Source organism: Pseudomonas sp. SMN11 (genome assembly GCF_052041945.1).
Taxonomy (GTDB): domain Bacteria; phylum Pseudomonadota; class Gammaproteobacteria; order Pseudomonadales; family Pseudomonadaceae; genus Aquipseudomonas.
Map to the genome: position 1 here is coordinate 1 of NZ_JBKGGW010000026.1, position 25,349 is coordinate 25,349.

Annotated in this window: 25 protein-coding genes; 10 read left to right on the forward strand and 15 right to left on the reverse strand. The window is 62.2% G+C overall.

The window, feature by feature from the left end; genetic code table 11:
* Nucleotides 1-51 precede the first annotated feature (51 nt).
* Entirely contained in the window at nucleotides 52-984 is a 933-nt protein-coding gene (locus ACLEJU_RS19710; protein WP_435425393.1) for a LysR family transcriptional regulator, read from the reverse strand.
* A gap of 124 nt (nucleotides 985-1,108) precedes the next feature.
* On the opposite strand from ACLEJU_RS19710, the gene ACLEJU_RS19715 reads away from it, so the two are divergent.
* The gene (locus tag ACLEJU_RS19715) at nucleotides 1,109-1,369 is read left to right on the forward strand and encodes a DUF2790 domain-containing protein (RefSeq protein ID WP_435425394.1); all 261 of its coding nucleotides are present in this window, start codon (nucleotides 1,109-1,111) and stop codon (nucleotides 1,367-1,369) included.
* A 1-nt stretch (nucleotide 1,370) separates the two neighbouring features.
* Here ACLEJU_RS19715 and ACLEJU_RS19720 read toward each other — a convergent pair whose 3' ends face one another.
* Nucleotides 1,371-2,066 (reverse strand): tRNA (adenine(22)-N(1))-methyltransferase, encoded by a 696-nt coding sequence (locus ACLEJU_RS19720; RefSeq protein WP_435425395.1) that lies wholly within the window; start codon nucleotides 2,064-2,066, stop codon nucleotides 1,371-1,373.
* Nucleotides 2,067-2,205: 139 nt separating this feature from the next.
* Here ACLEJU_RS19720 and ACLEJU_RS19725 point away from each other — a divergent pair, with 139 nt between their 5' ends.
* The 4 genes from ACLEJU_RS19725 (at nucleotide 2,206) to ACLEJU_RS19740 (ending at nucleotide 7,696) form a co-directional block, all read left to right on the forward strand.
* On the forward strand, nucleotides 2,206-2,565 hold the full coding sequence (locus ACLEJU_RS19725) for a RidA family protein (RefSeq protein WP_435425396.1): 360 nt from the start codon (nucleotides 2,206-2,208) through the stop codon (nucleotides 2,563-2,565).
* Between the two features lie 59 nt (nucleotides 2,566-2,624).
* Complete coding sequence (locus ACLEJU_RS19730; protein WP_435425397.1) at nucleotides 2,625-4,721, forward strand: TonB-dependent receptor family protein; 2,097 nt, start codon at nucleotides 2,625-2,627, stop codon at nucleotides 4,719-4,721.
* Nucleotides 4,722-4,930: 209 nt separating this feature from the next.
* Nucleotides 4,931-6,931, forward strand: coding sequence for a peptidase U32 family protein (locus tag ACLEJU_RS19735; protein ID WP_103447254.1), 2,001 nt, complete (start codon nucleotides 4,931-4,933; stop codon nucleotides 6,929-6,931).
* A 207-nt stretch (nucleotides 6,932-7,138) separates the two neighbouring features.
* On the forward strand, nucleotides 7,139-7,696 hold the full coding sequence (locus ACLEJU_RS19740; RefSeq protein WP_435425401.1) for a TetR/AcrR family transcriptional regulator: 558 nt from the start codon (nucleotides 7,139-7,141) through the stop codon (nucleotides 7,694-7,696).
* Between the two features lie 110 nt (nucleotides 7,697-7,806).
* Here ACLEJU_RS19740 and ACLEJU_RS19745 read toward each other — a convergent pair whose 3' ends face one another.
* From ACLEJU_RS19745 to ACLEJU_RS19765, 5 genes are all read right to left on the reverse strand, one after another.
* Nucleotides 7,807-9,210 carry an efflux transporter outer membrane subunit gene (locus ACLEJU_RS19745; RefSeq protein WP_435425398.1) on the reverse strand — a complete coding sequence of 468 codons (1,404 nt, stop codon included), beginning with the start codon at nucleotides 9,208-9,210 and terminating at the stop codon, nucleotides 7,807-7,809.
* Nucleotides 9,197-12,337: a multidrug efflux RND transporter permease subunit gene (locus tag ACLEJU_RS19750; protein WP_435425399.1), complete on the reverse strand. Its 3,141-nt coding sequence runs from the start codon at nucleotides 12,335-12,337 to the stop codon at nucleotides 9,197-9,199. The genes ACLEJU_RS19745 and ACLEJU_RS19750 overlap by 14 nt, the downstream gene beginning before the upstream one ends.
* A 15-nt stretch (nucleotides 12,338-12,352) precedes the next feature.
* The gene (locus tag ACLEJU_RS19755) at nucleotides 12,353-13,495 is read right to left on the reverse strand and encodes a MexC family multidrug efflux RND transporter periplasmic adaptor subunit (RefSeq protein WP_435425400.1); all 1,143 of its coding nucleotides are present in this window, start codon (nucleotides 13,493-13,495) and stop codon (nucleotides 12,353-12,355) included.
* A gap of 220 nt (nucleotides 13,496-13,715) precedes the next feature.
* Entirely contained in the window at nucleotides 13,716-15,110 is a 1,395-nt protein-coding gene (locus tag ACLEJU_RS19760; protein ID WP_435423667.1) for an aspartate aminotransferase family protein, read from the reverse strand.
* Between the two features lie 85 nt (nucleotides 15,111-15,195).
* The gene (locus ACLEJU_RS19765; protein ID WP_085678937.1) at nucleotides 15,196-16,044 is read right to left on the reverse strand and encodes a helix-turn-helix transcriptional regulator; all 849 of its coding nucleotides are present in this window, start codon (nucleotides 16,042-16,044) and stop codon (nucleotides 15,196-15,198) included.
* An 875-nt stretch (nucleotides 16,045-16,919) separates the two neighbouring features.
* Between ACLEJU_RS19765 and ACLEJU_RS19770 the strand changes: the two genes are divergently transcribed.
* Together ACLEJU_RS19770 and ACLEJU_RS19775 are read left to right on the forward strand one after the other, a co-directional pair.
* A complete protein-coding gene (locus ACLEJU_RS19770) occupies nucleotides 16,920-17,246 on the forward strand; it encodes a YceK/YidQ family lipoprotein (RefSeq protein WP_435423668.1) in 327 nt (108 codons plus the stop codon).
* A 148-nt stretch (nucleotides 17,247-17,394) separates the two neighbouring features.
* Nucleotides 17,395-17,586: a hypothetical protein gene (locus tag ACLEJU_RS19775; protein WP_435423669.1), complete on the forward strand. Its 192-nt coding sequence runs from the start codon at nucleotides 17,395-17,397 to the stop codon at nucleotides 17,584-17,586.
* 22 nt (nucleotides 17,587-17,608) lie between these two features.
* Here the strand turns inward: ACLEJU_RS19775 and ACLEJU_RS19780 are convergent, their stop codons facing one another.
* Nucleotides 17,609-18,256, reverse strand: a complete 648-nt coding sequence (locus tag ACLEJU_RS19780; RefSeq protein WP_435423670.1) for a lipopolysaccharide kinase InaA family protein — start codon at nucleotides 18,254-18,256, stop codon at nucleotides 17,609-17,611.
* A 270-nt stretch (nucleotides 18,257-18,526) separates the two neighbouring features.
* Between ACLEJU_RS19780 and ACLEJU_RS19785 the strand changes: the two genes are divergently transcribed.
* Nucleotides 18,527-18,763: a hypothetical protein gene (locus tag ACLEJU_RS19785; protein ID WP_435423671.1), complete on the forward strand. Its 237-nt coding sequence runs from the start codon at nucleotides 18,527-18,529 to the stop codon at nucleotides 18,761-18,763.
* A 282-nt stretch (nucleotides 18,764-19,045) separates the two neighbouring features.
* Here the strand turns inward: ACLEJU_RS19785 and ACLEJU_RS19790 are convergent, their stop codons facing one another.
* Complete coding sequence (locus ACLEJU_RS19790) at nucleotides 19,046-19,231, reverse strand: hypothetical protein (protein ID WP_435423672.1); 186 nt, start codon at nucleotides 19,229-19,231, stop codon at nucleotides 19,046-19,048.
* Between the two features lie 91 nt (nucleotides 19,232-19,322).
* On the opposite strand from ACLEJU_RS19790, the gene ACLEJU_RS19795 reads away from it, so the two are divergent.
* Nucleotides 19,323-19,607: a hypothetical protein gene (locus tag ACLEJU_RS19795; RefSeq protein ID WP_435423673.1), complete on the forward strand. Its 285-nt coding sequence runs from the start codon at nucleotides 19,323-19,325 to the stop codon at nucleotides 19,605-19,607.
* 489 nt (nucleotides 19,608-20,096) lie between these two features.
* Here the strand turns inward: ACLEJU_RS19795 and ACLEJU_RS19800 are convergent, their stop codons facing one another.
* The 3 genes from ACLEJU_RS19800 to ACLEJU_RS19810 all read right to left on the reverse strand — a co-directional run bounded on the left by ACLEJU_RS19800 (nucleotide 20,097) and on the right by ACLEJU_RS19810 (nucleotide 21,732).
* Nucleotides 20,097-20,432 (reverse strand): hypothetical protein, encoded by a 336-nt coding sequence (locus ACLEJU_RS19800; RefSeq protein WP_435423674.1) that lies wholly within the window; start codon nucleotides 20,430-20,432, stop codon nucleotides 20,097-20,099.
* A gap of 441 nt (nucleotides 20,433-20,873) precedes the next feature.
* Nucleotides 20,874-21,302, reverse strand: a complete 429-nt coding sequence (locus ACLEJU_RS19805; protein WP_435423675.1) for a hypothetical protein — start codon at nucleotides 21,300-21,302, stop codon at nucleotides 20,874-20,876.
* A 130-nt stretch (nucleotides 21,303-21,432) separates the two neighbouring features.
* Complete coding sequence (locus tag ACLEJU_RS19810) at nucleotides 21,433-21,732, reverse strand: hypothetical protein (protein ID WP_435423676.1); 300 nt, start codon at nucleotides 21,730-21,732, stop codon at nucleotides 21,433-21,435.
* 803 nt (nucleotides 21,733-22,535) lie between these two features.
* On the opposite strand from ACLEJU_RS19810, the gene ACLEJU_RS19815 reads away from it, so the two are divergent.
* Entirely contained in the window at nucleotides 22,536-22,970 is a 435-nt protein-coding gene (locus tag ACLEJU_RS19815; protein WP_435423677.1) for a PRC-barrel domain-containing protein, read from the forward strand.
* A 409-nt stretch (nucleotides 22,971-23,379) separates the two neighbouring features.
* Here ACLEJU_RS19815 and ACLEJU_RS19820 read toward each other — a convergent pair whose 3' ends face one another.
* From ACLEJU_RS19820 to ACLEJU_RS19830, 3 genes are read right to left on the reverse strand one after another with little or no spacing between them, the layout of a single operon-like run.
* Complete coding sequence (locus ACLEJU_RS19820; protein ID WP_435423678.1) at nucleotides 23,380-23,598, reverse strand: hypothetical protein; 219 nt, start codon at nucleotides 23,596-23,598, stop codon at nucleotides 23,380-23,382.
* Entirely contained in the window at nucleotides 23,592-24,866 is a 1,275-nt protein-coding gene (locus ACLEJU_RS19825) for a Y-family DNA polymerase (RefSeq protein ID WP_435423679.1), read from the reverse strand. The genes ACLEJU_RS19820 and ACLEJU_RS19825 overlap by 7 nt, the downstream gene beginning before the upstream one ends.
* Nucleotides 24,856-25,284 (reverse strand): LexA family protein, encoded by a 429-nt coding sequence (locus ACLEJU_RS19830; protein ID WP_086977640.1) that lies wholly within the window; start codon nucleotides 25,282-25,284, stop codon nucleotides 24,856-24,858. The genes ACLEJU_RS19825 and ACLEJU_RS19830 overlap by 11 nt, the downstream gene beginning before the upstream one ends.
* Nucleotides 25,285-25,349 lie beyond the last annotated feature (65 nt).

Here is a 25,349-nt window from a genome sequence, read left to right on the forward strand (position 1 = left end):
TCGCGACACAAGGCCGCTCCTACAATGACCGTGTCAGCCAGTAAGCGGGCCTCAGCGCCAGTAACGTGCGTCGTCGACGATTTTGGCATGCCCTTCGAACAATGCCGGTAGCTGCTCCTTGAGGTAATCGATCCAGGTCCGCACCTTGGCATCCAGGTAGTGCCGCGACGGGTAGATCGCATACAACGCATTCTCCCGTAGCCGATAAGGTGCCAACAGCCGCCGCAGGCGCCCCTGCTCCATGGCCTGGCTGGCGGTGTAGAACGGCAACAGGCCAATCCCCATGCCCAGTTCGCTGGCCACCAGCATCGCGTCGGCGACATTGGTCATGAAGCTGTCCCGCGGGGCGATCACGCAGTGATCGAGGCCCTGGGGGAATACCCAGTCACCTTCGTACATCGGGTAGGCCATGCGCAGGCAGCGGTGCTCGTGCAGGTCTTCCGGCCGCTCGGGGATGCCGTTCAGCTCCAGGTAGCTGGGCGCCGCGCAGGGGATGCTGAAGATATTGCCCAGCGGCACGGCGATCAGTTGCGAATCGGGCAATGCCTCATCCACGGTGATCACCACGTCGTGCCCCTCGGCCAGCGGATCGGGGTTGCGCTGGGACAGGATCAGCTCGATCACCACTTCCGGGCAGATTGCGTTGTAGCCGGCCACCAGCGGCATCAGCAGCATGCCCAGGCCATGCGGGCAATGCAGGCGCAGGCGACCACGCGGGGTGAGGTGCGCGCCGCGGGCTTCGTCCATGGCCTCATCGGTCAGCGCCATGATCTGCCGCGCCCGTTCCAGAAAACGCTCGCCCGCCTCGCTCATGCGCAAACGACGGGTGGTGCGGTGCAGCAGGCGGGTCTGCAGCTGGTTCTCCAGCTCGGCGACGATTCGCGACACCTGCGCTGCGGAAATGTCGAGGGCATTGGCGGCAGCGGCGAAACTGCCGCACTCCACCACCCGGGCAAAGGTACGCATGGCGTGCAGCATGTCCATGGGGCTAGGCTCCTTGATCGATCTTATTCGTACGTTCCAGGCAGGAATCTATCACGAATTAGCCCATTTATTGAGGATCACCAATGAATACATCATTGGTAAAACATTGAAGAAGGAGCCTGTCATGAAACTTTCGATAGCTTTTGTAGCCCTGTCTGCCGCCCTTGCCTCGTTCGGCGCCTTCGCCGATGCGCCGGCCAGCCAGCCGGCCACCAGCAACTATGAGTACGGCATGCCGCTGGATGTGGCCAAGGTCATCTCGATCACCCCAGCCAGCAACGCCGCCGACTGCCAGGTCGGTACCGCGCACATGGTGTATGTCGACCACCAGGGCCAGAAACGCGAAGTCGACTACCGCGAAATGGGTAACTGCTCGCAGCAGTGAGTCAGGCCAGTACCGCGTTGATCCAGCCAATCTGCCGGGCGAAGTCACGCAGCTTTTCTTGCGGGATGGCATCGCGGGCACGCTCGAAGTTGGCCAGGCTCTGCTGCTTCTGGCGCAGCATGCGCTGCCACTTGGTCACGAATGCCGGGCTTTTCTCGCGCATCAGCACAGGGCCGAAATACAGCTCTTCGGCAGAGTAGGCCACCACCTCGCAAGGTTCGGCGACGATGATCTCGTAGTCGAAACGGTTTTCCCGCAGCAATTCTTCACTGACGATCCGGTAGCCGTTGTCCATCAGCCAGCCGCGCAATTCGCGCTCATCGCCATTGGGCTGCAGGATCAGGCGCTCGCTGCCGTTCAGGCGCGCCTTGCCACGCTCGAGAATCTCGCACATGGTCTTGCCACCCATGCCGCACAGGCTGATGGCGGTGATGCGGTCGTCGGGCTCGATGGCTTCCAGGCCATCGGCCAGGCGTACGGTGAGGGTTTGCGTCAGGCCATTGCGGCGCACGTTGCGCTGGGCCGAGGCATAGGGCGTCTGCGCCACCTCGCCGGCCACCCCGGCTTCGATCACACCGCGCAGCGCCAGTGCCACCGGCAGGTAGCCGTGGTCCGAGCCGATATCGGCCAGGCGTGCGCCCTGCGGCACATGCGCCGCCACACGCTCCAGGCGCATCGATAATGTCTGTTCGTTCAACTTCAGCACCTTGCTCAACAATCGGCGGCGATTCTGACCGCCAGGGCGTAGCATTTCAATGCATATGCGCCCACCGGCTCGACCCTTGCGACCGGCTCGCGTAGGCTTGCCGCTTTCCTTCCGTTGCAAGGCGAATACCATGGCAGATCTTATCTACACACCGGATTCCGACGCCGAGTCCATTTCCTCCGACGTCGCTGAGTACAACGGTATTCTAGTGACCACGCAGATTCCGGCCGATCTCGATGCCGACATCACCCAGCAGAGCGAGAGCTCCCTGCAGGCCCTGAAGGACGCCCTGGAAAAGGCCGGCAGCGGCATGGACCGGGTCATGCACCTGACCATCTACCTGACCGACATGGCCGACCGTGCTGCCTTCAACGAGGTCTACCAGCGCTTCTTCAGCAAGCCGTGGCCGGTGCGTGCCGCCGTTGGCGTGGCCGCACTTGCCTACCCGGAAATGCGCGTCGAAGTGACCGCCATGGCCGCCAAACGCTGATTACCGTTTTACCGGCTCCGCCTGCGGGCGGAGCTTTCTTTTCGAAAGCAGGACGCTGCATGCAATTCCCCCCGTTTCGCCGCAAGGCCCTGATCGCCTTGCTTCCCGGTCTGTGCCCATTGGCCCAGGCCGAACCCGCCACCCCCTTCAACCTGCTCGAACCGGTGGTGGTCACCGGCACCTACGCCCCCAACCCGAGCTTCGACCTGCCCTACTCCATCGACACCGTCGATCGCCAGCAGATCGCCGATGGCCAGCTGGGCGTGAACCTGTCGGAAGCGCTCAACCGCGTACCTGGCCTGGTGGTGCAGAACCGCCAGAACTACGCCCAGGACCTGCAGATTTCCTCGCGTGGCTATGGCGCCCGCTCGGCCTTCGGCATCCGTGGCATCAAGCTGCTCAGCGACGGCATCCCGGCCAGTACCCCGGATGGCCAGGGCCAGGCGGCCTCGTTGAACCTGGACGTGGCGGACCGCATCGAAGTGCTGCGCGGCCCGGCCTCCGCCCTCTACGGCAGCAATGCCGGTGGCGTGATCCAGATGTTCTCCCGCGACGGTTCGGGGCCGCCCAAGGTGGGCGCCGAAACCACCTTCGGCAGCGATGGCTTCAACAAGAACCACGTCTACAGCGAAGGCGGCAGCGAGCAGGCCGGCTTCCTGGTCGATGCCTCGCGCATGGACACCGACGGCTACCGCGACCACAGCGCCGCCCGCCGCGACCAGACCTTCGCCAAGGTGCACGTCAAGCCGGACGAAGACAGCCGCCTGGCGCTGATCTTCAGCACCCTGGAACAGAACGGCACCGAAGACCCGCTAGGCCAGACCTGGGACGCCTACAAGCACGACCCGCGCTCGGTAGCAGCGCGCGCCGAGGAGTACGACACGCGCAAGAGCATCCACCACCAGCAGGTGGGCATGAACTACGAGCGTTACTTCGGCGAGGCGACCCTGCAGTTCAACCTGTATGCGGGCAAGCGCAGCGTCATCCAGTACCTGTCGATCCCCAAGGGCACCCCGGCGAACAACCGCGGAGGCGGCGTGGTCGACTTCGACCGCGAATTCCACGGTGGCACTCTGCGCTGGATCCAGCCGGTCAGCGCCGCCCCCGGCAACCTGACCCTGACCTTCGGTGCCGACTACGACCGCAGCCGCGACGACCGCCGTGGCTTCCAGAATTTCAGCGGTGACACCCTGGGCGTGAAAGGCGCCCTGCGCCGGGATGAAAAGGACACCGCCACCAGCCTTGATCCGTATGTGCAGGCCCACTGGGAACTGGACCGCTGGACCGTGGATGCCGGCCTGCGCCACAGCAGCATGGAGATGGAGGTGGACGACCACTTCCTGGCCAACGGCGATGCCAGTGGTTCGAAGAAGTACCAGCGCACCACGCCGACCCTGTCGGTGATGTATGCCTTCACCCCCGCCCTGCATGGCTACATCAGCGCCGGCCAGGCCTTCGAAACCCCGACCCAGGCCGAGATGGCCTATGCTCCCGGTGCCCTGGAAGGCTTCAACTTCGGCCTGGAACCGGCCACCAGTACCCAGTACGAACTGGGTCTGAAGATGCGCCCGGATGAGCGCACGCGGATCAATGCGGCGATCTTCGAGATCCGCACCAAGGACGAGATCGTAGTCGCGGCCTCCACCGATGGCCGCACCAGCTACCGCAACGCCGGCAAGACCCTGCGCCGTGGCTTCGAGCTGAGCGTGCAGCGTGAACTGAGCCCGCAGTGGCAGGCCAACCTGGCCTATACCCTGCTCGACGCCACCTATGACGAGGCCTTCACCCAGGGCACCACGACCATCGACAAGGGCAACCAGCTGCCTGGCGTGCCGCGTAACAGCCTGTTCGGCGAGCTGGTGTGGAAGCCGCGTGATGGCATCAGCATGGGGCTTGAAGGGCAGTACCGGAGCAAGGTGTATGTCGAGGACACCAATGACCAGCATGCGGCGCCGGGTTATGCGGTGTTCAACTGGCGTACGCAGTTCCAGCAGCAGGTCGGGCCGTGGACGTTCCACCAGCTGGTGCGCCTGGACAACTTGCTGGACCGCCAGTATGTGGGGTCGGTGATTGTCGGCGATGGCAATGGCCGGTACTACGAGGCGGCGCCGGGCAGGTCCTGGTATGCCGGGGCTGGGCTGGAATACCAGTTCTGAGCCTTTGGGGCTGCTTTGCAGCCCTTCGCGGGCTTGCCCGCTCCTACAGGTACTGCACAGGTTCAGAGCTTGTGGAAATCCTGTGGGAGCGGGTTAACCCGCGAAAGGGCCGGGCCTGGCTGCACACCTCTGGGCACTCAAAGATGCCACCCGCCCCATTCCCCGCTACAATGCCGCCCTAAACCGTGACAGCCCGAACCTATAACGACATGTCCCTTCCGAAGAACCACCTGGAACTGCTCAGCCCTGCCCGTGACGTGGCCATCGCCCGCGAGGCGATCCTGCACGGCGCTGATGCCATCTACATCGGCGGCCCGAGCTTCGGCGCGCGCCACAACGCCTGCAACGAAGTCAGCGATATCGCCGAACTGGTCGAGTTCGCCCATCGCTACCATGCACGCGTGTTCACCACCATCAACACCATCCTCCACGACAACGAGCTGGAACCGGCGCGCAAGCTGATTCACCAGCTCTACGACGCCGGCGTCGACGCGCTGATCGTGCAGGACCTGGGGGTGATGGAGCTGGATATCCCGCCCATCGAGCTGCATGCCAGCACCCAGACCGACATCCGCACCCTGGAGCGGGCCAAGTTCCTCGACCAGGCCGGTTTCTCCCAGCTGGTACTGGCCCGCGAGCTGAACCTGCAGCAGATCCGCGCCATCGCCAGTGAAACCGACGCGGCCATCGAGTTCTTCATCCACGGGGCGCTGTGCGTGGCCTTCTCCGGCCAGTGCAACATCTCCCACGCCCAGACCGGGCGCAGCGCCAACCGCGGCGACTGCTCCCAGGCCTGCCGCCTGCCGTACACCCTGAAGGACGATCAGGGCCGCGTGGTGGCGTTCGAGAAGCACCTGCTGTCGATGAAGGACAACAACCAGACCGCCAACCTGGCCGACCTGGTCGATGCCGGCGTGCGCTCGTTCAAGATCGAGGGCCGCTACAAGGACATGGGTTATGTGAAGAACATCACCGCCCACTACCGCAAGGAACTCGACGCCATCCTCGAAGGCCGCCCGGAACTGGCCCGTGCCTCCAGCGGCCGTACCGAGCACTTCTTCCTGCCCGACCCTGACAAGACCTTCCACCGCGGCAGCACCGACTACTTCGTCACCGACCGCAAGGTCGACATCGGTGCCTTCGACTCGCCAACCTTCACCGGCCTGGCCGTGGGTGTGGTGGAAAAGGTCGGCAAGCGCGACATGCAGGTCGTCACCGAGGTGCCGCTGACCAACGGCGACGGCCTCAACGTGCTGGTCAAGCGTGAGGTTGTGGGCTTCCGCGCCAACATCGCCGAGCCACGTGGCGAGTTCGAGGAAGACGGCCAGAAGCGCTACCGCTACCGCGTCGAGCCCAACGAAATGCCGGAAGGCCTGCACAAGCTGCGGCCGAACCACCCGCTGTCGCGCAACCTCGACCACAACTGGCAGCAGGCCCTGCAGCGCACTTCGTCGGAGCGCCGCGTGGGCGTGGAATGGCACGCAGTGTTGCGCGAGCAGCGCCTGATGCTGACCCTCAGCAGTGAGGAAGGCGTCAGCGTGCAGGTGGCCCTGGATGGCCCGTTTGGCGCTGCCAACAAGCCGCAGCAGGCACTGGACCAGTTGCACGACCTGCTCGGCCAGCTGGGCACCACGATGTACCACGCCAACCGCATCGAACTGGATGCGCCACAGGCGTTCTTCATCCCCAACTCGCAGCTCAAGGCGCTGCGCCGTGAAGCCATCGAGGCGCTGACCGAGGCACGCGTGAAGGCGCACCCACGTGGCGGGCGCAAGGCCGAGACCACGCCGCCACCGGTGTACCCGGAGTCGCACCTGTCGTTCCTGGCCAACGTGTACAACCAGAAGGCCCGCGACTTCTACCACCGCCATGGCGTGCAGCTGATCGACGCGGCGTACGAAGCCCATGAGGAACACGGCGAGGTGCCGGTGATGATCACCAAGCACTGCCTGCGTTTCTCGTTCAACCTGTGCCCCAAGCAGGCCAAGGGCGTGACCGGCGTGCGCACCAAGGTGGCACCGATGCAGCTGATCCAGGGCGATGAAGTGCTGACCCTGAAGTTCGACTGCAAGCCGTGCGAAATGCATGTGATCGGCAAGATGAAGAACCACATCATCGACCTGCCGACACCGGGTAGCGCGGTGGCTCAGGTGGTGGGGCACATCAGCCCGGAAGACCTGCTCAAGACCATTCCGCGCGGGCCGCACTGAGTTGTAGCCTGTAAGGGCCTCTTCGCGGCTAAAGCCACTCCCACAGTGATTGCGCCAGTTTCAGATACGGCGCGGTCCATGTAGGAGCGGCTTTAGCCGCGAAAGGGACGACAAAGACACAAAAATGTCTCAGATGAGACACCAAGGCTTGATCCCCCTCCTGTTTCCTGCACAATGCCAAGCATGCCACCCATGCGAGGCCCTTCGATGCAACCCACGCCCCACGACGAACGCCTGCTCAAGGCCCTGGCCCACGCCATCGTGGTCCACCCCCGCGCAACCCTCAAGGAACTGGCCGAGACCGCTGGCGTCAGCAAGGCCACCCTGCACCGTTTCTGCGGCACCCGCGACAACCTGGTGGCCATGCTCGAGAACCACGGCGAACAGGTGCTCAACCAGGTCATCAGCAATGCCGCACTGACCACCGCCGAGCCGCTGGACGCCGTGCGTCACCTGATCGCCGAGCACCTCAAACACCGTGAAATGCTGGTGTTTCTGATGTTCCAGTATCGGCCCGATACTTTGCTGGGTGACAGTGAAGACCGCCGTTGGCTGGCCTATACCCAGGCAATGGATGGTTTCTTCCTGCGGGCACAGCAGCTGGGCGTGCTGCGTATCGACATCAGTGCGGCGGTGTTTACCGAGATGTTCATCACCCAGATCTACGGCATGGTCGATGCCGAACGGCGTGGGCGAGCGGCCAGTGCCAATTCGGCGGTGGCGCTGGAGCAGTTGTTCCTGCATGGTGCCCTAGCCCCGACTTGAAACCGGTGCTTGCCCCGCGAAAGGGCAAGCAGCCCTGACACAAAAAAGGCCCCTGGGCACGAGTCTCAAGGGCCGGAGCGGTTGGATCCTCCAACCAAAGGAGCCTGTGCTCAGCCGCGTGCCGGCCAGCCGCCGCCCAGGGCGCGGAACAGGTCGACCAACGCCAGCTGGCGCTGGGTACTTGCCTCGATGTAAGCCGCCTCATTCACAAAATCGCTGCGCTGCGCATCCAGGTAGCGCAGGTGGCTGTCGATCCCGCCTTCATAGCGTGCCTTGGCCAAGGCCAAGGTCGCCCGGCTGGTATCGGCCAGCGCCCGCCGCGCTACTTCCTCACGCCGCAACGTATCGGTTGCCGCCAAGGCATCGGCAACCTCGCGGAACGCCGACTGGATCGCGCCCTCATACGCCGCCACCGCCGAATCCTTGCGCGCCTCGGCCAGGCTCAGCCCGGCCTGGTTGCGCCCGGCATCGAACAGCGGCAACGACAGCTGCGGCATGAAGCTCCAGCTGCGCGAACCGCCATCGAACAGGCCGGACATCTGCGCGCTCGATGTGCCAAAACTGCCGGTCAGGCTGATGCGCGGGAAGAACGCGGCCCGTGCTGCACCGATGTCGGCATTGCGCGCCCGTAGCTGATGCTCGGCGGCGAGGATATCCGGACGTCGCTCCAGGAGCGCCGACGGCGCGCCGGGCGAGATGTCCTGCAGCACGCTCGGCGCAGCCTGGCGTTCGACCGGGATGGCCTTGCCCGCATCCGCGCTGCCGACCAGCAACACCAGGGCGTTGTATGCCTGGCGTTGCTGCCTCAGGTTGCTTTCCAGTTCGGCGCGGGCCTGCTCGACCAGGCCCAGCGCTTCCTGGTGGTCTAGCGCGGTGGCGGCGCCTGCCGCTCGGCGCTGGCCGATCAACGCCAGCGAGTCTTCGCGGCTGGCCAAGGTCTGACGGGTCAGCGCCAGACGCCGCTCGGCACCGTCCAGGCTCAGGTAAGCCTGACTGACCTCGGCGATCAGGGCGATACGTGCAGCGCGACCAGCCGCCTCGGTGGCCAAGTATTGCTCCAGCGCGGCATCGCTGAGGCTCTTCACCCGGCCGAACAGATCGACTTCGTATTCCGGCAGCGACACGCCCACTTGATACGTGCTTGTCACGCCCTCCTGCCCATCAGTGGACAGGCTGCCCGGCACATGCTGCCGATTGCCCGACGCGCTGGCATTCAGGCCTGGCACGCGATCGGCCCGCTGGATCCGGTATTGCGCCCGGGCCTGCTCGATATCGAGCAAGGTCTGGCGCAATGAGCGGTTGTTGTCCAGCGCTGTGCCCACCAGCTGGCGCAACGCCGGGTCGACGATGAACGCCTGCCAGTCCAGCTGGTCCACCTGCTGGCCCGCGTGCCCTGCCCCGTCTTGCCACTGCTTGGCCACTGGCGCCTCGGGGCGCTCATAGGTCGGTGCCAGGGAGCAGCCGCTGGCCAGCACGGCCAGGGCAAACGGCACCACGAGATTACGCATGACCATCAGTCACCTCGGCAGCTTGAGCGTGCGGCGCCGGCTTGCGCTTGAGCAGCGACAGCACCCAGACAAAACAGATCGGCACGAACACCACCCCCAGCAAAGTGGCGCTGAGCATGCCGCCGATCACCCCGGTGCCGATGGCCCGCTGGCTGGCGGCGCCGGCGCCACTGGCAATGGCCAGGGGCACCACGCCGAGGATGAACGCCATGGACGTCATCACGATCGGCCGGAAGCGCAGGCGCGCAGCCTCGATGGCGGCGTCGCGCAGGCTATAGCCCTTCTCCCAGAGTTCCTTGGCGAACTCGACGATGAGGATCGCATTCTTCGCTGCCAGGCCAATGATGGTGATCAGGCCGACCTTGAAGTACACATCGTTGGGCAGGCCGGTGACCATCACCGCCAGCACCGCGCCCAAGGCACCAATGGGTACGATCAGCATCACCGTCAGCGGGATCGCCCAGCTTTCGTACAGCGCCACCAGCAGCAGGAACACCACCAGGATGGCCAGGGCGAACAGGCTGGTGGCCTGGCCGCTGGAGACCTTTTCCTGGTACGACAGGCCGGTCCAGGCATAGCCGATACCCGGTGGCAGCTCGCTGACCAGGCGCTCCATCTCGGCCATGGCCTGGCCGGTGCTATGGCCCGGCGCGGCGTCGCCGGCGATGCGGATCGACGGGTAGCCGTTGTAGCGCACGATCTGCACCGGCCCTTCTTCCCAGCGGGTGGTGACGAAACTGCTGAACGGTACCTGCTGGCCCTCGGCGTTCGGTGCGTACAAGCGCAGCACGCTTTCCGAGGTCATCCGCTCGCCCTGATCGGCCTGCACCACCACGCGCTGCTGGCGGCCGGCGTTGGTGAAGTCGTTGATCACCGCCGAACCGAAGGCGGTGGCCAGGGTGTTGTTGATGGTCTCGAAGCTCACACCCAGGGCGCGGGCCTTCTCGCGATCGATGGCGACCCGCAGTTGCGGCGCCTCGGCCAGGCCTTCCATCATCGCGTAGAGGATCACCGGGTTGCCGTTGGCCTGGCCCAGCAACTGGTCGCGCGCCGCCAGCAGCGCTTCGCGGCCCAGGCCGCCACGGTCGAGCAGGCGCAAGGCAAAGCCGCCGGAGTTGCCCAGGCCATCGATGGGCGGCGGGTTGACCGCCATGATCGCGCCATCGCCATAGCCCGCGAACTGGGCGTTGATGGCGACGGTTTCGGCGTCCACTGACTGCTCCTTGCTGCGCACCGACCAGTCCTTGTAGGTGGGGAACGCCAGTGCGGCGTTCTCACCCATGCCCGAGAAGCTGAAGCCGCTGACCATGAACGCCGAGGCCAGCGCCTCACGCGACATCAGGAACTGCTCCAGCGCCTGGGCGGTGGCATCCGTGCGCACGCGGCTGGCACCGGGTGGCAACTGCACATCGACGATGGCATAGCCCTGGTCTTCCACCGGTACGAACGATTCCGGCAGGCGCAGGTAGAAGTAGCCGAGCATCGCCAGGATGCCGGCGTACACCAGCATGTAACGCCCGGCGCGCTTTACCAGGGCGCTGTTCATGCCCGAGTAGCGCTCGGTCAGGCGGGCGAAGCCGCGGTTGAAGGCGCCGAAGAAGCCGCGTTTCTCGTGGTGCCCAGGGGCCACCGGCTTGAGCAGCGTAGCGCACAGGGCCGGGGTGAAGGTCAGCGCCAGGAAGCCGGAGAACAGGATCGACACGGCCAGCGACAGCGAGAACTGCTGGTAGATCACCCCCACCGAGCCTGCCATGAACGCCAGCGGCAGGAACACCGCCGAGAGCACCAGGGTAATGCCGATGATCGCCCCCGACACCTGGCCCATGGCCTTGATCGTCGCCTGACCCGGCGACAGCCCCTCCTCGGCCATGATCCGCTCGACGTTCTCCACCACCACGATGGCGTCATCGACCAGGATGCCGATGGCCAGCACCATCCCGAACATGGTCATCATGTTCACCGAGAAGCCGAGAAACTTCATCACCATCAGCGTGCCAAGCAAGCACACCGGCACCACGATCGACGGGATCAGGGTGTAGCGGATGTTCTGCAGGAACAGGAACATCACCAGGAACACCAGGACCATGGCTTCGATCAAGGTATGGATGACCTTTTCGATAGCCACGTCGACAAAGCGCGACGTGTCGTAAGGCACCGAATATTCGACCCCCTCTGGGAAGAATTCGCTCAGCTCGGCCAGCCGTTCCTTGACCAGCTCGGCGGTTTTCAGCGCGTTGGCACCGGGCGCCAACTGCACCGCGCCGGCCACCGCCGGCTTGCCGTCCAGGCGCGAGGAGAAGTTGTAGCTCTCCAGGCCAATTTCCAGGCGCGCAACATCAGCCAGGCGCACCAGCGAGCCATCCGGGTTGGCGCGCAGCACCACGTGGCCAAAGGCCTCTGGGTCGTCCAGGGTGCCCTGCACCGCCAAGGTGGCGGTCAGTTCCTGCTCGCTGCTGCCCGGCGCACTGCCAAAGCTGCCGGCCGGCACCTGCACGTTCTGCCCGCGGATGGCGTTGCTCACGTCATCGATCGACAGGCCATAGCCGACCAGCTTCTGTGGGTCGACCCACACCCGCATGGCCGCTTCCGAAGAGAAGAACTGCAACTTGCCGACACCGGGCACCCGGCGCAGCTCGTTGTTGATGTTGCGTGCGGCATAGTCGCCCAGCGCCGTAGTATCCGCCTTGCCGGCGCCATCCTTGTAGTTCAGGGCGTAGATCAGCAAGAAGCCCGCGCTGGTCTGCTCGACCTGGATGCCTTGGGTGGTCACCGCCTGGGGCATGCGTGCCTCGGCCTTTTTCAGGCGGTTCTGCACGTCCACCTGGGCCAGTTCCGGGTCGGTGCCCGGCTCGAAGGTGACCACCACCTCGGCCATGCCGTTGGAGTTGTTGGTGGACTCGAAATACAGCAGGCTCTTGGCGCCGTTGAGCGACTCCTCGATGATGCTGGTCACCGACTCCACCAGCACCTTGGCCGAAGCACCCGGGTAGGTGGCGGTGATGGTGATCTGCGGTGGTGCCACGTTGGGGTACTGGGCGACCGGCAACAGCGGCATCACCAATAACCCGCCCAGGGAAATGAACAGCGCCATGACCCAGGCAAAGTTCGGCCGCTTGATGAAGAACTTGGACATCTCGCTACCCTCGCCTTACCGCACCGCGGCCTGTTGTGCCGGGGACGGCGCCACCGGCATGCCGGCAGCCAGGCCCGCCGGGCTGCCGACGATCACCTGGTCACCCGGGTGCAGGCCTTCGGTGACCTGCCAGCGGGCGCCCTGCATGGCACCGGTACGCACGCTGCGGGCCTCGGCGATGCCGCTCTTGCCGACCAGCATCACCCGTGCCTCGCCGTCGCTGCCGCGCTGAATGGCGCGTTGCGGAACGAGGATCGCCTGGTTGTCGGTGCCCTGGGGCGTCAGCACGCGCACATACATGCCCGGCAGCAGGATGCCGTCAGCGTTGTCGAAGCGCCCGCGCAGGGTCACCTGGCCGGTACCGCGATCAACCGCAACGTCGGTGAACATCAGCGTACCCTGGCGTTGGTAATCGGTGCCTTCCACGCGAGCGGTCAGGGCCGGGTTTTCACCTGCCGCCAGCGCGCCGTCCTTGATCGCCTGGCGCAGGCGCAGGGCATCGGCAGCGGACTGGGTGAAATCGACGTAGATCGGGTCGAGTTGCTGGATACGCGCCATCAGCGTGGCGTCGCCCTGCCCGACCAAAGCGCCTTCGGTGATCAGCGCACGGCCGATGCGGCCGGAGATAGGTGCCTTGACCGTGGCGTATCCGAGGTTCAACTGTGCCGTCTCGACATCGGCCTGGGCCGAACGCACGGCCGCCTGGCCGCTGCGCAGGTCGGCACTGGCGCTGTCGAAGTCTTGCTGGCTGACCGCTTCGATTTTCACCAGCGGCTGGTAGCGGCGCACTCGGGCCTGGGCCTCGAGCATCACCGACTGGGCCCGCGCAAGTTCAGCTTCGGCACGCGACAGCGCGGCCTTGAATGGCGCCGGATCAATCTGGAACAGCACGTCACCGGCATTGACGTCGGCGCCCTCTTCGAAGCGTTTGTGCAGGACGATGCCGGCCACCCGGGCGCGGACTTCCGCCACACGCATGGGCTCGACCCGGCCAGGCAGGGTCGAGGCCAGAGCCAGGGGTTCGGCGGCGACCGTGACGGTCTGGACGGGAACGGTGGTGTTGGCGGCGGACGGTGGCGCGTCCTGCTCGCCGCAGCCGGCTAAAGCGACGGCAGCGGCCAGGCAGCTGGCCATTCCTAATGCACGCAAGTGGCTCATGATTCACCCGAGCTATAGATAAAAACGGCCCGAATGATATTTCCGAGGGACTAATGAGTAAATTTTGTCTCATTTGAAACTTTGTGAATATTGGTGAAGTCCGGGGCTGCTGCGCAGCCCTTTCGCGACACAAGGCCGCTCCTACAGGGGATTGCATTCTCTTGTAGGAGCGGCCTTGTGTCGCGAAAGGGCCGCAAAGCGGCCCCAGCAATCTCAACCCTTACAACAATCCCAACCCACGCGCAGTGCGATCCACCGCAATCCGTGTCTTCTCAACCAACTCATCCAGCTCGCTGTGGTTGGCCACCAAAGCCGGCGCCATGATCATCCGCCCCAAGGTCGAACGAATGATCACCCCTTCGTCGAAGCCATAAGTACGGCACTGCCAGGCCAGGTCATTCTCATTGGCATAGCGCTTGCGGCTGCCCTTGTCCTCGGCAAACTGCAGCGCCGCCACCAGGCCAGCGCCTTGCACCTGGCCAATCAGCGGGTGGTTGGCAAACACCTCGCGCAGGATGCGCTGCAGGTACGGGCCAGTGTCTTCCTTCACCTGGCGCACAATGCCTTCATCGCGCAGCGCCTTGAGGTTGGCAATGGCCACTGCCGCCGCCACCGGGTGCCCGGAATAGGTCAGGCCGTGGGCAAACACCCCGCCCCGCTCGACCAGTGCCTCGGCAATGCGCTTGCTCAGCACCAGGCCACCCATCGGCACGTAACCCGAGGTCAGACCCTTGGCAATCGACAGCGTGTCCGGCTCGAAGCCGAAGTATTCGTGGGCGAACCACTCGCCGGTGCGGCCAAAGCCACCGATCACTTCATCGGCGCACAGCAGCACGTCGTACTGGCGGCAGATGCGCTGGATTTCCGGCCAGTAGCTTTCCGGCGGGAAGATCATCCCGCCCGCACCCTGGAACGGCTCGGCGACGAAGCCGGCGACGTTCTCGGCACCCAGTTCGAGAATCTTCTCTTCCAGTTGCAGGGCGCAGCGGCGGCCGAACTCGGCCGGCGTCAGGTCACCACCAGCGGCGTACCAGTACGGCTCGTCGATGTGCGCCACGTCCGGGATCATGCCGCCCATTTCGTGCATGAACTTCATGCCGCCCAGCGCGGTGGCCGCCAGGGTCGAGCCGTGGTATCCGTTCCAGCGGCCGATCATGATCTTCTTGTTCGGCTGGCCGACCACTTGCCAGTAGCGGCGCACAGTGCGGATCAGCACCTCGTTGGCCTCGGATCCGGAGTTGGTGTAGATGGCGTGGCTGTAGTGGCACGGCAGCAGGCTGAACAGCAGCTCGGACAGCTCGATCACCGCCGGGTGGGTGGTGTGGAAGAACATGTTGTAGTAGGCCAGCTGGTCCATCTGCGCGGCGGCGGCGGCAGTCAGGTCCTTGCGGCCGTAGCCGAGCTGGGTGCACCACAGGCCCGACATGCCGTCCAGGTAGCGCTTGCCGTCGCTGTCCCACAGGTGCAGGCGCTCGCCACCGACCATCACCCGTGGGCCTTCGGCGTTCAGCGCCTTCTGGTCGAGGAAGGCGTGGATGTGGTGGGCGGCATCGCCGGCCTGGTAGTCACGGGTGTCGCGCTGGGCTTGCAGCTTGGCTTGGAACGGTGCGTTCATTGTTGTTCTCCAGGGTAAAACGCGGCGTGCAGTTGGCCCTGCCAGACCGCTGACAGTAGAAATCGGGTGGGGTGAAACGGCGCGATCAGCGCCTTCGCAGGTAGCTTTCCAGCGGGTCCTTGCTCAGGCCCTCCTGGGCCTGGGCCAGCGAGTCGATGAACAGCGAAAACAGCTCGGACTGCTTGGCGATGTCGAGCTTGGTGTAGAGGTTCTTGCGATGGGTCTTGACCGTGTCCTCGCTGATGCCCAGGCGCTCGGCCAGGGAACGGGTCGAGTGGCCGCGCAGCAGGTACTGGGCGATGCGGCACTCGCGCTCGGTGAGCAAGGAGGAGCCGAAGTTGTTCAGCGCGGCGTTGATCTGCCGGCCCAGGGCACTCTCGAAACGTCCACCCAGGGCATCGACATCCAGGTGGCTCCATTGCCGCCGCACCGTGGCCACCACCCACGGCGCCACGCACTTGAGGTCATTGACCTGCTGGCGGTCCAGGCGGCGGGTGCTGGCCAGGGCCACGGCGATGGTCAGGTGCTCGTCGAGCGGCACGATGAAGTTGAGTTCGTCTTCCAGGTGGGCGTGCTGATAGAACGCCAGGTAGTACTCGCTGCGCTTGAAGTGATCGGGAGCGACGTCGCTGAGGCGATAGCAACCCGGGGCGATGCCGTCCATGCAGGCGCGGTAGAACGGGCACAGCAGGTAGTAGCCTTCGAGGTACTTCTGGATGTTGCCCTCCGGCAGCCACGGGCCTTCCTCGTCCTTTTCGAACAGCGCCGACGGCAACCCCTTGCGCGGGTAGAGGAACACGGTGATGGCCTGGCACGGAGCAATCAGCTTGAGCGCGGCAAACAGCGCCTCGACAAAGCCCGGCGAGCCCTGGGCATCGACGACACGGGCCATCTGCGCGTACCAGTCGGGCGATTTCAGCCGGTCTTTGCTCATTGTCTTGATCCCGTGCCAGGGTTGTTGTGGCAGGGATTCTTGCATGGGGCCTGGTTACAGACCATCACCCTTCGGGGTGAGCCCCGGCCCGGTTCAGGGTGAGCCAGGTCCCAGGAATGGGCTCAGCTGATGGCCTCGAGAAACACCCAGGACGCCACCGCAGTCAGGCCCACCACAGCAGCCACAACGAAGATCATGTAGCGGTAGTCGTTCTGAGTCATCACAGCGTCTCCCCAAAAAATCCCCGGTTTTCAGGGAGAGAGCAATTCCCATTCCACATCGTGCGGCTGGCCTATCTCATGCTTGGCTGCTTGTGAGCTTCCAATCGCTGAACGTCCCTGGCGAACCATATTCCTACCGCAATCACCATCAGGCAGATGAACACAACGTCCCATGCCCTGTGCTCGATGGCGGCGACGATCGCGAAAAACTGCAGGGCGCCTGCCCACCATAGAAACGGTCTGATTTTCGAGTAGCGCATAACCCACCTCACTGCCCCCGACTATTGAAAGTCTAGTTGCATCTCGAGGGGGGAGATGTGTCCTTTCCGGCCCTGAGGCGTCCCATGGGGACTGAACCGGAATGGATTAGAGTGATGCGAAAGGAATTGGCAATACTGGTAGTGGTATGTGTGCTCTTCACAGGCTGCGCGAACATGTCGCCGGGAAGTAGTCGGGACACCCAGGCGCAGGGCATCCCTTGCGATGGCGACCCACCCAATCAGCCTGGCTGCTTCTCCCGCGAGCAGCGGACTGGCTGGTGGAACGAACGAAATTACTGAGTGAGTTCGCGCGGCCGGGCTTGAGCAACTTGGCGGTCACGATGCGGGCACTGAAACAGATGCGCTATTATTCGGCCATCACCAATGGAGCAGCATGATGAAAAAGCTATGGATGGGAGTGGCGCTCGCCATGGCCCTCGGTGGGTGCGGGACCGTGCGCACAGTGTCCGACGAGTCGAAAGCCGTGGACGACCTGGCGAAATGGCAGACCAACTGCCATACGATTAGCCGAGCGTATAGCGGCGTCGCTTATCAGTTTTGCAACTTGAACGGTCCGCAAAGAAGCGGGTCGCATTGGGCGCCGTTCCCTATTCTGATGGACATGGCAGCGTCGGGCATTGCCGATACGGTCATCCTGCCCTACACCGGCTACCAGCAGTACAAGCGAGGCAATGTGGCTATTCGTAGGCTCGAGTACTGACGCCACATTTAAGGCTGCGGGTGTTTCAGGCTGCCGGGGCTGGCCAGCCGGTAAAAAGGTGACCTCTGCCCCGCCGACAATCACCCCATACTTACCCCCACTTGGACTATCCTTGCCATCTCCAGTCACTCAAATGAAGGATGCGCAGATGCCCGACGATGAGAAGCTGAGTTTTGCCGAGGCTATGGAACACTGGGTGAGAACAGTTGATTCGCTGCGGGCTCGAGAGCGCGCAGGGACTATCGCCCGACTGGAAGAGATTGAGAAGGATCGGCTCATGCAAGTCTTCCTCAGTAGTGCGTTAGGCTTGCACCACAGCATGAAATCCGAAAAGTCATAAGTGATAGCGGTATGCGCCCCCCTCAAAGCAGCAGTTCTGCAGTCTGTCCGAACGAGTATCGGTAGCCCCTGCAGAATGCTTCCCACTCTTCAGCCGACCATCCTGACCTTCGTTTGACTTGTCTCAAGTCATGGCGGCCGGCCTGCTTCGCGGTGAGGCGCTTCCTGGCTTTCTCCAGGTCAAGCAGTGCGACTTTCACGCACGCTTCGCTGAAGTCAACAAAGACATGTTTCAGGTACAAGCAACCGTGCTGCCAGCGGCCAAGGTTCAATCTGGCAAGTTCTCGCCCATACGCTTCTAAAATCTCGTGGTGGCGCCTGGATGCAAGTGATTTGTCGAGGCTGCGGGCGTAATAGTCTTCCAGCGACAAATAGCCGTCCAGAGCTGCCGTCACCATCACTGCATGCCAATCTCCGTCGCGTTTACGGACTTCGGCGTGGAGAAGCGATGGCGTGGCCACGCCTAATGACGCTGCCGCACGCAAAGCCTTCGCTTCGCGGGCAACAGTCGGATACCCAAACGGGTGTAAAAGGCTTCGATAGACATGCCCGACTTGCTGCTTTTTGTAGAAGGTCCGGCCCTCTAGCTCAACCCGGAGAACTCCACTTTCCCCACCCCTGCGGATATTGGGGGGCTCTACCCAGCTCCCGGGGGCATTCAGGATGTCCATTACAGATGGGTGGGAGGTTCTCAGGCTTGTAGAATTATTATTTGTCATTGAGCACTCACTCATTTGCCAGCCTTGGCGCGGCGAGAAGCGAAATATAACAGTCACCTCGCAGAAAAATCGACAACGTGGCTAGACTCATGCCCGCTCGCGGCTTTGCTTAAGCCATGTTCAAGACTTGAACAGCTGACCAGACACTCTGTACGCAAAGCCAGTAACCAAACAGAGTGGTACCGTAGTAGCCTCGAGGTGGGGCCTAACAGGAAGCGCTTTATGACCATTCGCAGCTTGGTGAAAAACCTGCCTCCAGATCCTGACAAGGAAGGTTGGGTGCTTGGGTGGGGCGTTCTTCGGGATAGATATCCATGGCATTTTGTCGACGTCTATGCCGACCAGAAAACAGCCAAGGCGGAAGCGCAACGCCGCGGCGATGGCTACGTCGTGGAGTACGGCTCTCACCGTCTTGGCTCGAAAGAATTTGTGTGCGGCATCACGCTGCCTGAGGGCTGAGCAGTCAGCGTGAATGAAGTGCCACTACTGCGCAGCGACATAGCGGCCAAGGGATTAGCTGCGCGCTCTCTTGATGATCCCGGCGGCCATGAGCGCGGCGCCTGGTACCCATAGACCAGCGTTCGAAGTGGCCAACCCGACAACAAGCAGCGCGATACCGACAGCAAGCATAAGCGTTCTCCCTAACAAGAAATATCCATTTCATAACCTGCCGATTTAAGCGCAATCCGGTCGCAGGAGCGGCCAAGGAGTCGCCGTGCCGAACGCATGCCTCCGCCGGATTCAATGTTTGCCCATTGCGGACACTGCGGCCCGCCTCAGCTCATTGAACCTCAGCGCACCATGATTTCGTCGGCTTCGCGGAACCAGCAAGCCTATCAGGCCGGCGATGAAAAGCCAGAGAAAAACCTCGGAAAAAATGTAAATCATGTAGCCAAGCAACATGACAGGCATATCGACGGGAATCATGGACGTCCTTGTGAACCCTCACGTGAACGCCGCAGAATATGCCCGTTGGCAGTGATGCCCCAAGCCCGGACATAGAAGGATATTTCACGCAATGACGCCCGACGAGGCTTTAAGATTTACCCGCACGGTGGCTGGCCTTTCGATCACAACAGTGATCCTTGGCCCGATCCTCGCGCTCTACGTGCTTCAATCGCCAACCACTTCCCCCGTCAAGATCTCGGGCATCCTTGCATTCGCCGTGCTGGGGTTCACCAATTTGATTTCAATGATATTAAACGCGGTTTACTGGTTTATCCGGCGGGAGCCAAAATGGCTCTCGGTAATGCTCTTGGTTCAAGCCGGTGTGGCAGTTGCCACGTTAATTCCATTCTTATAACCCGTTCATTTCTTCGGCTGAGCAGTCTCAACAAGGACCGAGCCCGCAGCGCCACACTGCCAAGGAAGCAATCTGCATGAAACCGGCAAATTTCTGAAAGCACGCACATTGCCCGCATCGAGAGGACTTTACGCTTTCAATCAGACAACGAGCGCATGGAGCCTTTGACACAGCCATTCAAACACTGAGGTCGACATCGCCAGTGGCAAGATTCGCTATTCCCTGACACTCCCGGGGCAGGACTTCTGGGCACCGCAGTGTGCTCGCCTGACGGTCGACCGCTGGCAATGGGCACCGGCGGCCTGCAAAGCGGGCGTTCGCTGACACTGAAAACCGACGACGCCAAATGCAGTGGCATTGAGCAACTGCAATGGAGCCTGTCAGGTAAACACCTTTGGGGGCGATGCTGGAACGGGCTGATTGCCTGGGATGTGCCTGGAAGTTGGTGAGCCTTGGTTTTCCCTGAGAGTCGTCGCCTTCGCGCAGTTGTCAGGAGCGATGCCACAGGCAGGCCCCCGCCAAGGCAAAGCAGCCGGCCACCAGGAACGTCCACAGGTTCAGCCAGCCAAAAAACACAAACGTATCTGATACGCCCGATGCGTCGCTGCCGCTTATCCCTGCGGCACTGATGCCGATGATGAGCAGTCCTACCAACGGTGCAGTGATCAGGTAGAGCACGCCAAGAAAGAGAAGTCGCCGCCGCGTCAAAAAGGTCCGAATGTCCTCGGATCGGCGCTTCATGCCAACGATCTTGCACGGCAATGTAGCAAGTGACCCGATCGCGTATAGCCACATGCCAAGAACAACGATTGCTGTAAAGGACATGGTGCTTGTATCTCCTGAGACTACCGTGTGGGGCTGGCTGCTATCGACCCATATGTGTGGGCGGCGGCCCGCAGTCATGCCAAATGCAGGGCGTACCAGGCACTGGCCGACTGCTTCAACCACGCCGCTGCCGCCATGCTCTCCTTCAAGGTCGGAGCCGCCGCGTAACGCTGTGAGGGAGAACGTATCTGTGCCCCCTCGGCAGCGCTCCTGCTTGATTGACGATTAAAGACCTGTGTGCCGAAGTAGCTCGGTGATCAGTTCGATAATCGCTGTAACCAGTGGCAGCCAGTAAATCACTCTTTCCATCTAAATCTCCTCTTGGGCGAAAACCCTCAAGGAGATGCGTAACGCCGTATGATAAAACTCGTGACACGCGTCTTGTCATCGAACACTCGAAACCCAATCCGGCGCTGACCGCCACTCAAACGACGGCCTGAGTCATTGCGAGCGATTTCGTTGCTCACTTCGTTTGCGGATATACGAACGTATCATCCGGCGTTGAAACCAGCCGATAACAATGACCTGCAGTGCAACGCAGAGCACCACGAATGCGGTCCTGGCATATTGGCTTAATGGAAGCTCAAAAGCCAAAACACCCCACACAAGCATCAAGCTCCCTTGGAAGAACAGGCCCGTCATTGCAGACAGAAAGGAGTTGGCCAAAAACCATCTATCTGGCATGAACTCCAACGGCCCCATGGCAAAGAGAGCGATGCCGAAAGGCATACTAAACACTGTGAGAAGCATACCCAGGTCACCGTACCGCAACAGGATGCACCAAGTCACGAACCCTAACAAAGATCCGGTGCGCCAGCGATTCGTCGTCAGCGGTGAAAGAAGAGCCTTCAATCTGTTACGTCGCACCATTACCACTCAGCAACTGAATTGGTTTTTCCCATAATCGACGCCCGCGTTCTAAGGCCGGTGACTCTACCTCGTCCGTGTCGTGGTCTTCCACTGTCCTGCGTCAACGCCCAACTGTACCCCCTCTCCCCTTCTATTCCGAGGTGGCGATTGGGCCAGCAGCGCGGGCGCCTGCATCGGCGACCCGGCGCGCTCGATCGATTCCCCAGGCTAGCGCCCGGTACATCGACTCGCTGGGTCTGGAGCCGAATGCCTCCTCATGCAATGCCATACCAGATCGCGCGTAAACGCCCAAGAAAAGCTGCGTTGCGCCAATGCGAGAAAGTCGGACCTGGACATCTATGTGGATGCCGTCATGCAGCGTCTCTTCATGACTCCGATGGTGCAGCGTAGGGTCTGCCCAAGCCCAGTACACGTTGCCTCGCATGCGCATGCAGCTCTCCTCCAGCGGATGATGAACAGTCCAACTAGACCGGGCAGGCCCCTCATTTGTGATTAGGCCTATCCAACTAGCTTGACCATCTGTCGCGGACAAAAGCTCCATTTTTCTTTGAGCTGGAAAACTCCAGATTGGTCCGAAATGGGTCCGCAGCTGCGAAGAAGCCACGTAAGTTATTGATAGGTTGGCTCCTTGATCTCCACCGCTACTATCACCATGCGGTTTTTTAAGGGTGTTTGGCGGTGCTAAAGGGTTGATTTCAATGGGCGAAACACCCCTCTTCACCCCCTCATCCTCCCATCACAGGTATCAAAATTAGTATCACTTGGCAGGCGCCGTTAATTGACCGCTCTCGACCCATCTCGGTCTTTCGCGAACACGAATAGGATTACCAGGACGCTCAACAGGGGTGCGCTGCAGCGTCATACCTGTCTCCGGAGAGTCCTGCCAGTGAACTGGCCCGGACGGAAGTGGGCAGACCAAAATGACGGCCATCCGCACCACCGCTTCAGTCGTCGCCCCACCGCTGGTCGCAAATAGCGAACGGCTGGTTAAGCTGACCGCTCTCCTATTCTGAGCGCCGCAGAAACGCATCCAAGCCATCGAAGCTTAGTGCCCTAGCCCGTCGCTCGCTGCCCCGCCCGCCTCTCTTGCGAGCCTTGCTAAATACTGGAGAGATATCGTGCGGTTAAAAAATCGTCTGATCACGCCGGGCACTCCCGCCGGCATCACCCGAGCAGCCTTAAACCAAGAGTCGAGATGCTCTACTGCCTATGGCCTCTGGCCAGGAGCGCACTATGAACTTCGAAGAACGCGATAAGTACGGTATGTACAAGGGACGGACCGATTTCACTGCCGAGGGAGACCGCGGCCCGGGGCCGCGGCTGATGGGTGCGGATACCCTCATCGGCAACGACGTGTATAACACGCAAAACGAAGACCTGGGTGACATCAAGGAAATCATGTTGGACACCGCCAGCGGCAAGGTTGCGTACGCTGTACTGTCGTTCGGTGGCTTCTTGGGGATGGGTGAAAAGCTTTTCGCCGTGCCGTGGGGTGCTTTGCGCCTGGATACAGTGAACAAGCGCTTCGTCCTTGATGCCGACAAGGACCGCCTGAAGAACGCCCCAGGCTTCGATAAGGACAACTGGCCAAACATGAGCGACCCGATTTGGGGCAAAGGTATCCACGACTACTACGGCACCACGTGGGAAAACGATCCCCGGCTGTGATGGGCCAACCTGCTTGGCCGGGTTTCCGGCCAAGCCTATCCTGACCAACAGGACTATCCATATTGGGTCGAAAGCGACCGGTCCATGCCTTGGGTTAGCGTGGGGTTCGGATGTGTTCGCCGTGAAATTTTCAGCGCCTGTCAGATCGAGCGCCGCCCGCGCGGCGCATCGCGAGCTGTGCTCGCTCCTACGTTTGTTTCGGGCCAATTATTCCTGTGGGATTGCGCGCGAATGTCTTGGTGCATGGCTCGATATCGCACCGTACCAACAAGGTCGTCGCGCGCGCTTGTCACAGACTTTACTGGCCCGAAAAACGTAGGAGCGCGCACAGCTCGCGATGCGCCGCGCAGGCGACGCTCGATCTCATCCATCCATCTATCCCTACCGCATGCTCGTCCTATTGCCGTTGTTAGCAGAAGGCAGCCAACTCCTCATGCTCGATTAGCGCCCACAGCCTCGCCGCTTCGGCGAACTCCAGCATCTCGGCCAGCTGGTATGCGTCGACGTCGCGGCGCCTGTGCGCGGAAATCGCAAGTCCGGCCAGCACTGCAGCTCTGCCATCAGGATCCGCCAGCAAGGCCGGCTGGTCATTAAGCTCCGCCAACCACGGCGCTGGAAGGCTCAACATTTCACTGTCCACAGCTGATCGATCCGGGTCGTATAGGAGTGGCTCATCATTTCCCGCCTCATTCCCCAGTCCGGCGTCGCAGGTACGCTGGCTGCCCGCATTGTCCCCCTCCCCCAGCGCTCGTTGATGACGTCCATCACCTGCATCAGCCGATCACAGGTCGCTGACTGCTTCAGCGCAAATAAATCCTCTGAAAACTCGCTTCGCTGTCGCAGATCCATCAGCAAGACCTCAGCTTTGCTGTACCTGAAGCCGGGCCGGAAAATGCGCTCGACAGCATCGGTTGCAAGCCGAGTCATCAGCAACGTGTCACACGTAGGATATGGGAGCTCAACGAGGGCGCCCTGAGCGTGGTGGGCCTCATCAGGATTGAACATCCCCGTGCGGATACTCACCCGCATGCGCTTGCAGACTGAGCCCTGGGCCCGAAGCTTTTCCGCCGCACGCCCCACGTAAGTGGCAACCGCCTGCTTGATGGGCGCCAAATCGGTCAGGCGTTTGCCGAACATCCGGCTGCAGCAGATCTCCTGCTTCGGCGGCTCGGCTTCGTCCAGCTCAAGGCACGGCGTACCAGCCAACTCCCGAGCAGTCTTCTCCACCACCACACTGAATTTCTGTCGTAGGGTCCAAGCATCGGCCTTGGCCAGATCCATCGCCGTGTGGATGCCCATCGCCTCGAGGTGCGCAGTCATCCGCCGGCCTACACCCCAGACCTCCTTCACCTCGGTATTGCGCAGAACCCAGTCACGCTTGAACGGATCGGTGATGTCGACCACTCCCCCTGTTTGCGCGAGCAGGCGCTTCGCAGTGTGGTTGGCGAGCTTGGCCAGGGTCTTCGTGCCGGCAATACCGACACCCACCGGAATACCGGTGCACTGGAAAACCCGCGATCGGACCTTTCGCCCGAACTGGGTCAGATTCTCCCGGATACCGGTCAGATTCGCGAAGCATTCGTCGATGCTATAGACCTCGGTCGCGGGCACCATCGACTCGATAACCGTCATCACGCGCTCGCTCATGTCGCCGTACAGCGCGTAATTACTGCTGAAGGCCATGATGCCGTGCCGGCGCAGTTTGTCCTTCGCCTGGAAGTAAGGTTCCCCCATCTTCACGTAAGGCTTGGCGTCGTACGACCTGGCAATCACGCAGCCATCGTTGTTGCTCAACACGACGATCGGGGTCTTGGCCAGGTCTGGCCTGAACACGCGCTCGCAACTCGCGTAGAACGAGTTGCAGTCGATCAGCGCGAACACCTGGTCACTGCGCATGATCGCGGACGCTATATCGAACCACGCCCCAGATGACGAGCTCGTCCCCCTCCATGATGTACCGCGGTGGGTAGGCCGGATTCTCCGACTTCAGGATCACCACGCCATCGCGCCGGTGCAGGCGCTTGCATACCGGCTCGCTGTTAACGGCGGCAATCACCACATCGCCGTGCTCGGCTTCACGGCCGCGGTCTACGATGACGATGTCGCCTGAGTAGATTCCGGCGCCCTGCATGCTATCCCCCTCCACTTTCACCAGGTACACATGGGGCGCGCGGAGGTCGAATAACTCATCCAGGGAAATATGACCTTCCAGATGGTCTGCCGCAGGCGAAGGAAACCCGGCCGGGACATGGAACGAGTACAGCGGTAGCGGTTCGGTACCGCCGGTTGGCGTTCCCAGGAATGTGATGGTCATGACGGAAGGTCCAATGCAGGCTGTATGCATATACAGTAGATCTGGCATCGGGTGTCCGGTCAATC

What these genes read in the sequence shown, in the direction of transcription:
- ACLEJU_RS19795 (WP_435423673.1), top strand. Translation starts at nt 19,323, where the DNA reads ATGACGCCCGACGAGGCTTTAAGATTTACCCGCACGGTGGCTGGCCTT.
- ACLEJU_RS19775 (WP_435423669.1), top strand. Translation starts at nt 17,395, where the DNA reads ATGCCCGACGATGAGAAGCTGAGTTTTGCCGAGGCTATGGAACACTGG.
- ACLEJU_RS19805 (WP_435423675.1), bottom strand. Translation starts at nt 21,302, where the DNA reads ATGGTGCGACGTAACAGATTGAAGGCTCTTCTTTCACCGCTGACGACG.
- ACLEJU_RS19810 (WP_435423676.1), bottom strand. Translation starts at nt 21,732, where the DNA reads ATGCGCATGCGAGGCAACGTGTACTGGGCTTGGGCAGACCCTACGCTG.
- ACLEJU_RS19765 (WP_085678937.1), bottom strand. Translation starts at nt 16,044, where the DNA reads ATGAGCAAAGACCGGCTGAAATCGCCCGACTGGTACGCGCAGATGGCC.
- ACLEJU_RS19780 (WP_435423670.1), bottom strand. Translation starts at nt 18,256, where the DNA reads ATGGACATCCTGAATGCCCCCGGGAGCTGGGTAGAGCCCCCCAATATC.
- ACLEJU_RS19715 (WP_435425394.1), top strand. Translation starts at nt 1,109, where the DNA reads ATGAAACTTTCGATAGCTTTTGTAGCCCTGTCTGCCGCCCTTGCCTCG.
- ACLEJU_RS19820 (WP_435423678.1), bottom strand. Translation starts at nt 23,598, where the DNA reads ATGTTGAGCCTTCCAGCGCCGTGGTTGGCGGAGCTTAATGACCAGCCG.
- ACLEJU_RS19790 (WP_435423672.1), bottom strand. Translation starts at nt 19,231, where the DNA reads ATGATTCCCGTCGATATGCCTGTCATGTTGCTTGGCTACATGATTTAC.
- ACLEJU_RS19710 (WP_435425393.1), bottom strand. Translation starts at nt 984, where the DNA reads ATGGACATGCTGCACGCCATGCGTACCTTTGCCCGGGTGGTGGAGTGC.
- ACLEJU_RS19785 (WP_435423671.1), top strand. Translation starts at nt 18,527, where the DNA reads ATGACCATTCGCAGCTTGGTGAAAAACCTGCCTCCAGATCCTGACAAG.
- ACLEJU_RS19815 (WP_435423677.1), top strand. Translation starts at nt 22,536, where the DNA reads ATGAACTTCGAAGAACGCGATAAGTACGGTATGTACAAGGGACGGACC.
- ACLEJU_RS19725 (WP_435425396.1), top strand. Translation starts at nt 2,206, where the DNA reads ATGGCAGATCTTATCTACACACCGGATTCCGACGCCGAGTCCATTTCC.
- ACLEJU_RS19745 (WP_435425398.1), bottom strand. Translation starts at nt 9,210, where the DNA reads ATGGTCATGCGTAATCTCGTGGTGCCGTTTGCCCTGGCCGTGCTGGCC.
- ACLEJU_RS19735 (WP_103447254.1), top strand. Translation starts at nt 4,931, where the DNA reads ATGTCCCTTCCGAAGAACCACCTGGAACTGCTCAGCCCTGCCCGTGAC.
- ACLEJU_RS19770 (WP_435423668.1), top strand. Translation starts at nt 16,920, where the DNA reads ATGATGAAAAAGCTATGGATGGGAGTGGCGCTCGCCATGGCCCTCGGT.
- ACLEJU_RS19730 (WP_435425397.1), top strand. Translation starts at nt 2,625, where the DNA reads ATGCAATTCCCCCCGTTTCGCCGCAAGGCCCTGATCGCCTTGCTTCCC.
- ACLEJU_RS19825 (WP_435423679.1), bottom strand. Translation starts at nt 24,866, where the DNA reads ATGCGCAGTGACCAGGTGTTCGCGCTGATCGACTGCAACTCGTTCTAC.
- ACLEJU_RS19740 (WP_435425401.1), top strand. Translation starts at nt 7,139, where the DNA reads ATGCAACCCACGCCCCACGACGAACGCCTGCTCAAGGCCCTGGCCCAC.
- ACLEJU_RS19750 (WP_435425399.1), bottom strand. Translation starts at nt 12,337, where the DNA reads ATGTCCAAGTTCTTCATCAAGCGGCCGAACTTTGCCTGGGTCATGGCG.
- ACLEJU_RS19760 (WP_435423667.1), bottom strand. Translation starts at nt 15,110, where the DNA reads ATGAACGCACCGTTCCAAGCCAAGCTGCAAGCCCAGCGCGACACCCGT.
- ACLEJU_RS19755 (WP_435425400.1), bottom strand. Translation starts at nt 13,495, where the DNA reads ATGAGCCACTTGCGTGCATTAGGAATGGCCAGCTGCCTGGCCGCTGCC.
- ACLEJU_RS19800 (WP_435423674.1), bottom strand. Translation starts at nt 20,432, where the DNA reads ATGTCCTTTACAGCAATCGTTGTTCTTGGCATGTGGCTATACGCGATC.
- ACLEJU_RS19830 (WP_086977640.1), bottom strand. Translation starts at nt 25,284, where the DNA reads ATGACCATCACATTCCTGGGAACGCCAACCGGCGGTACCGAACCGCTA.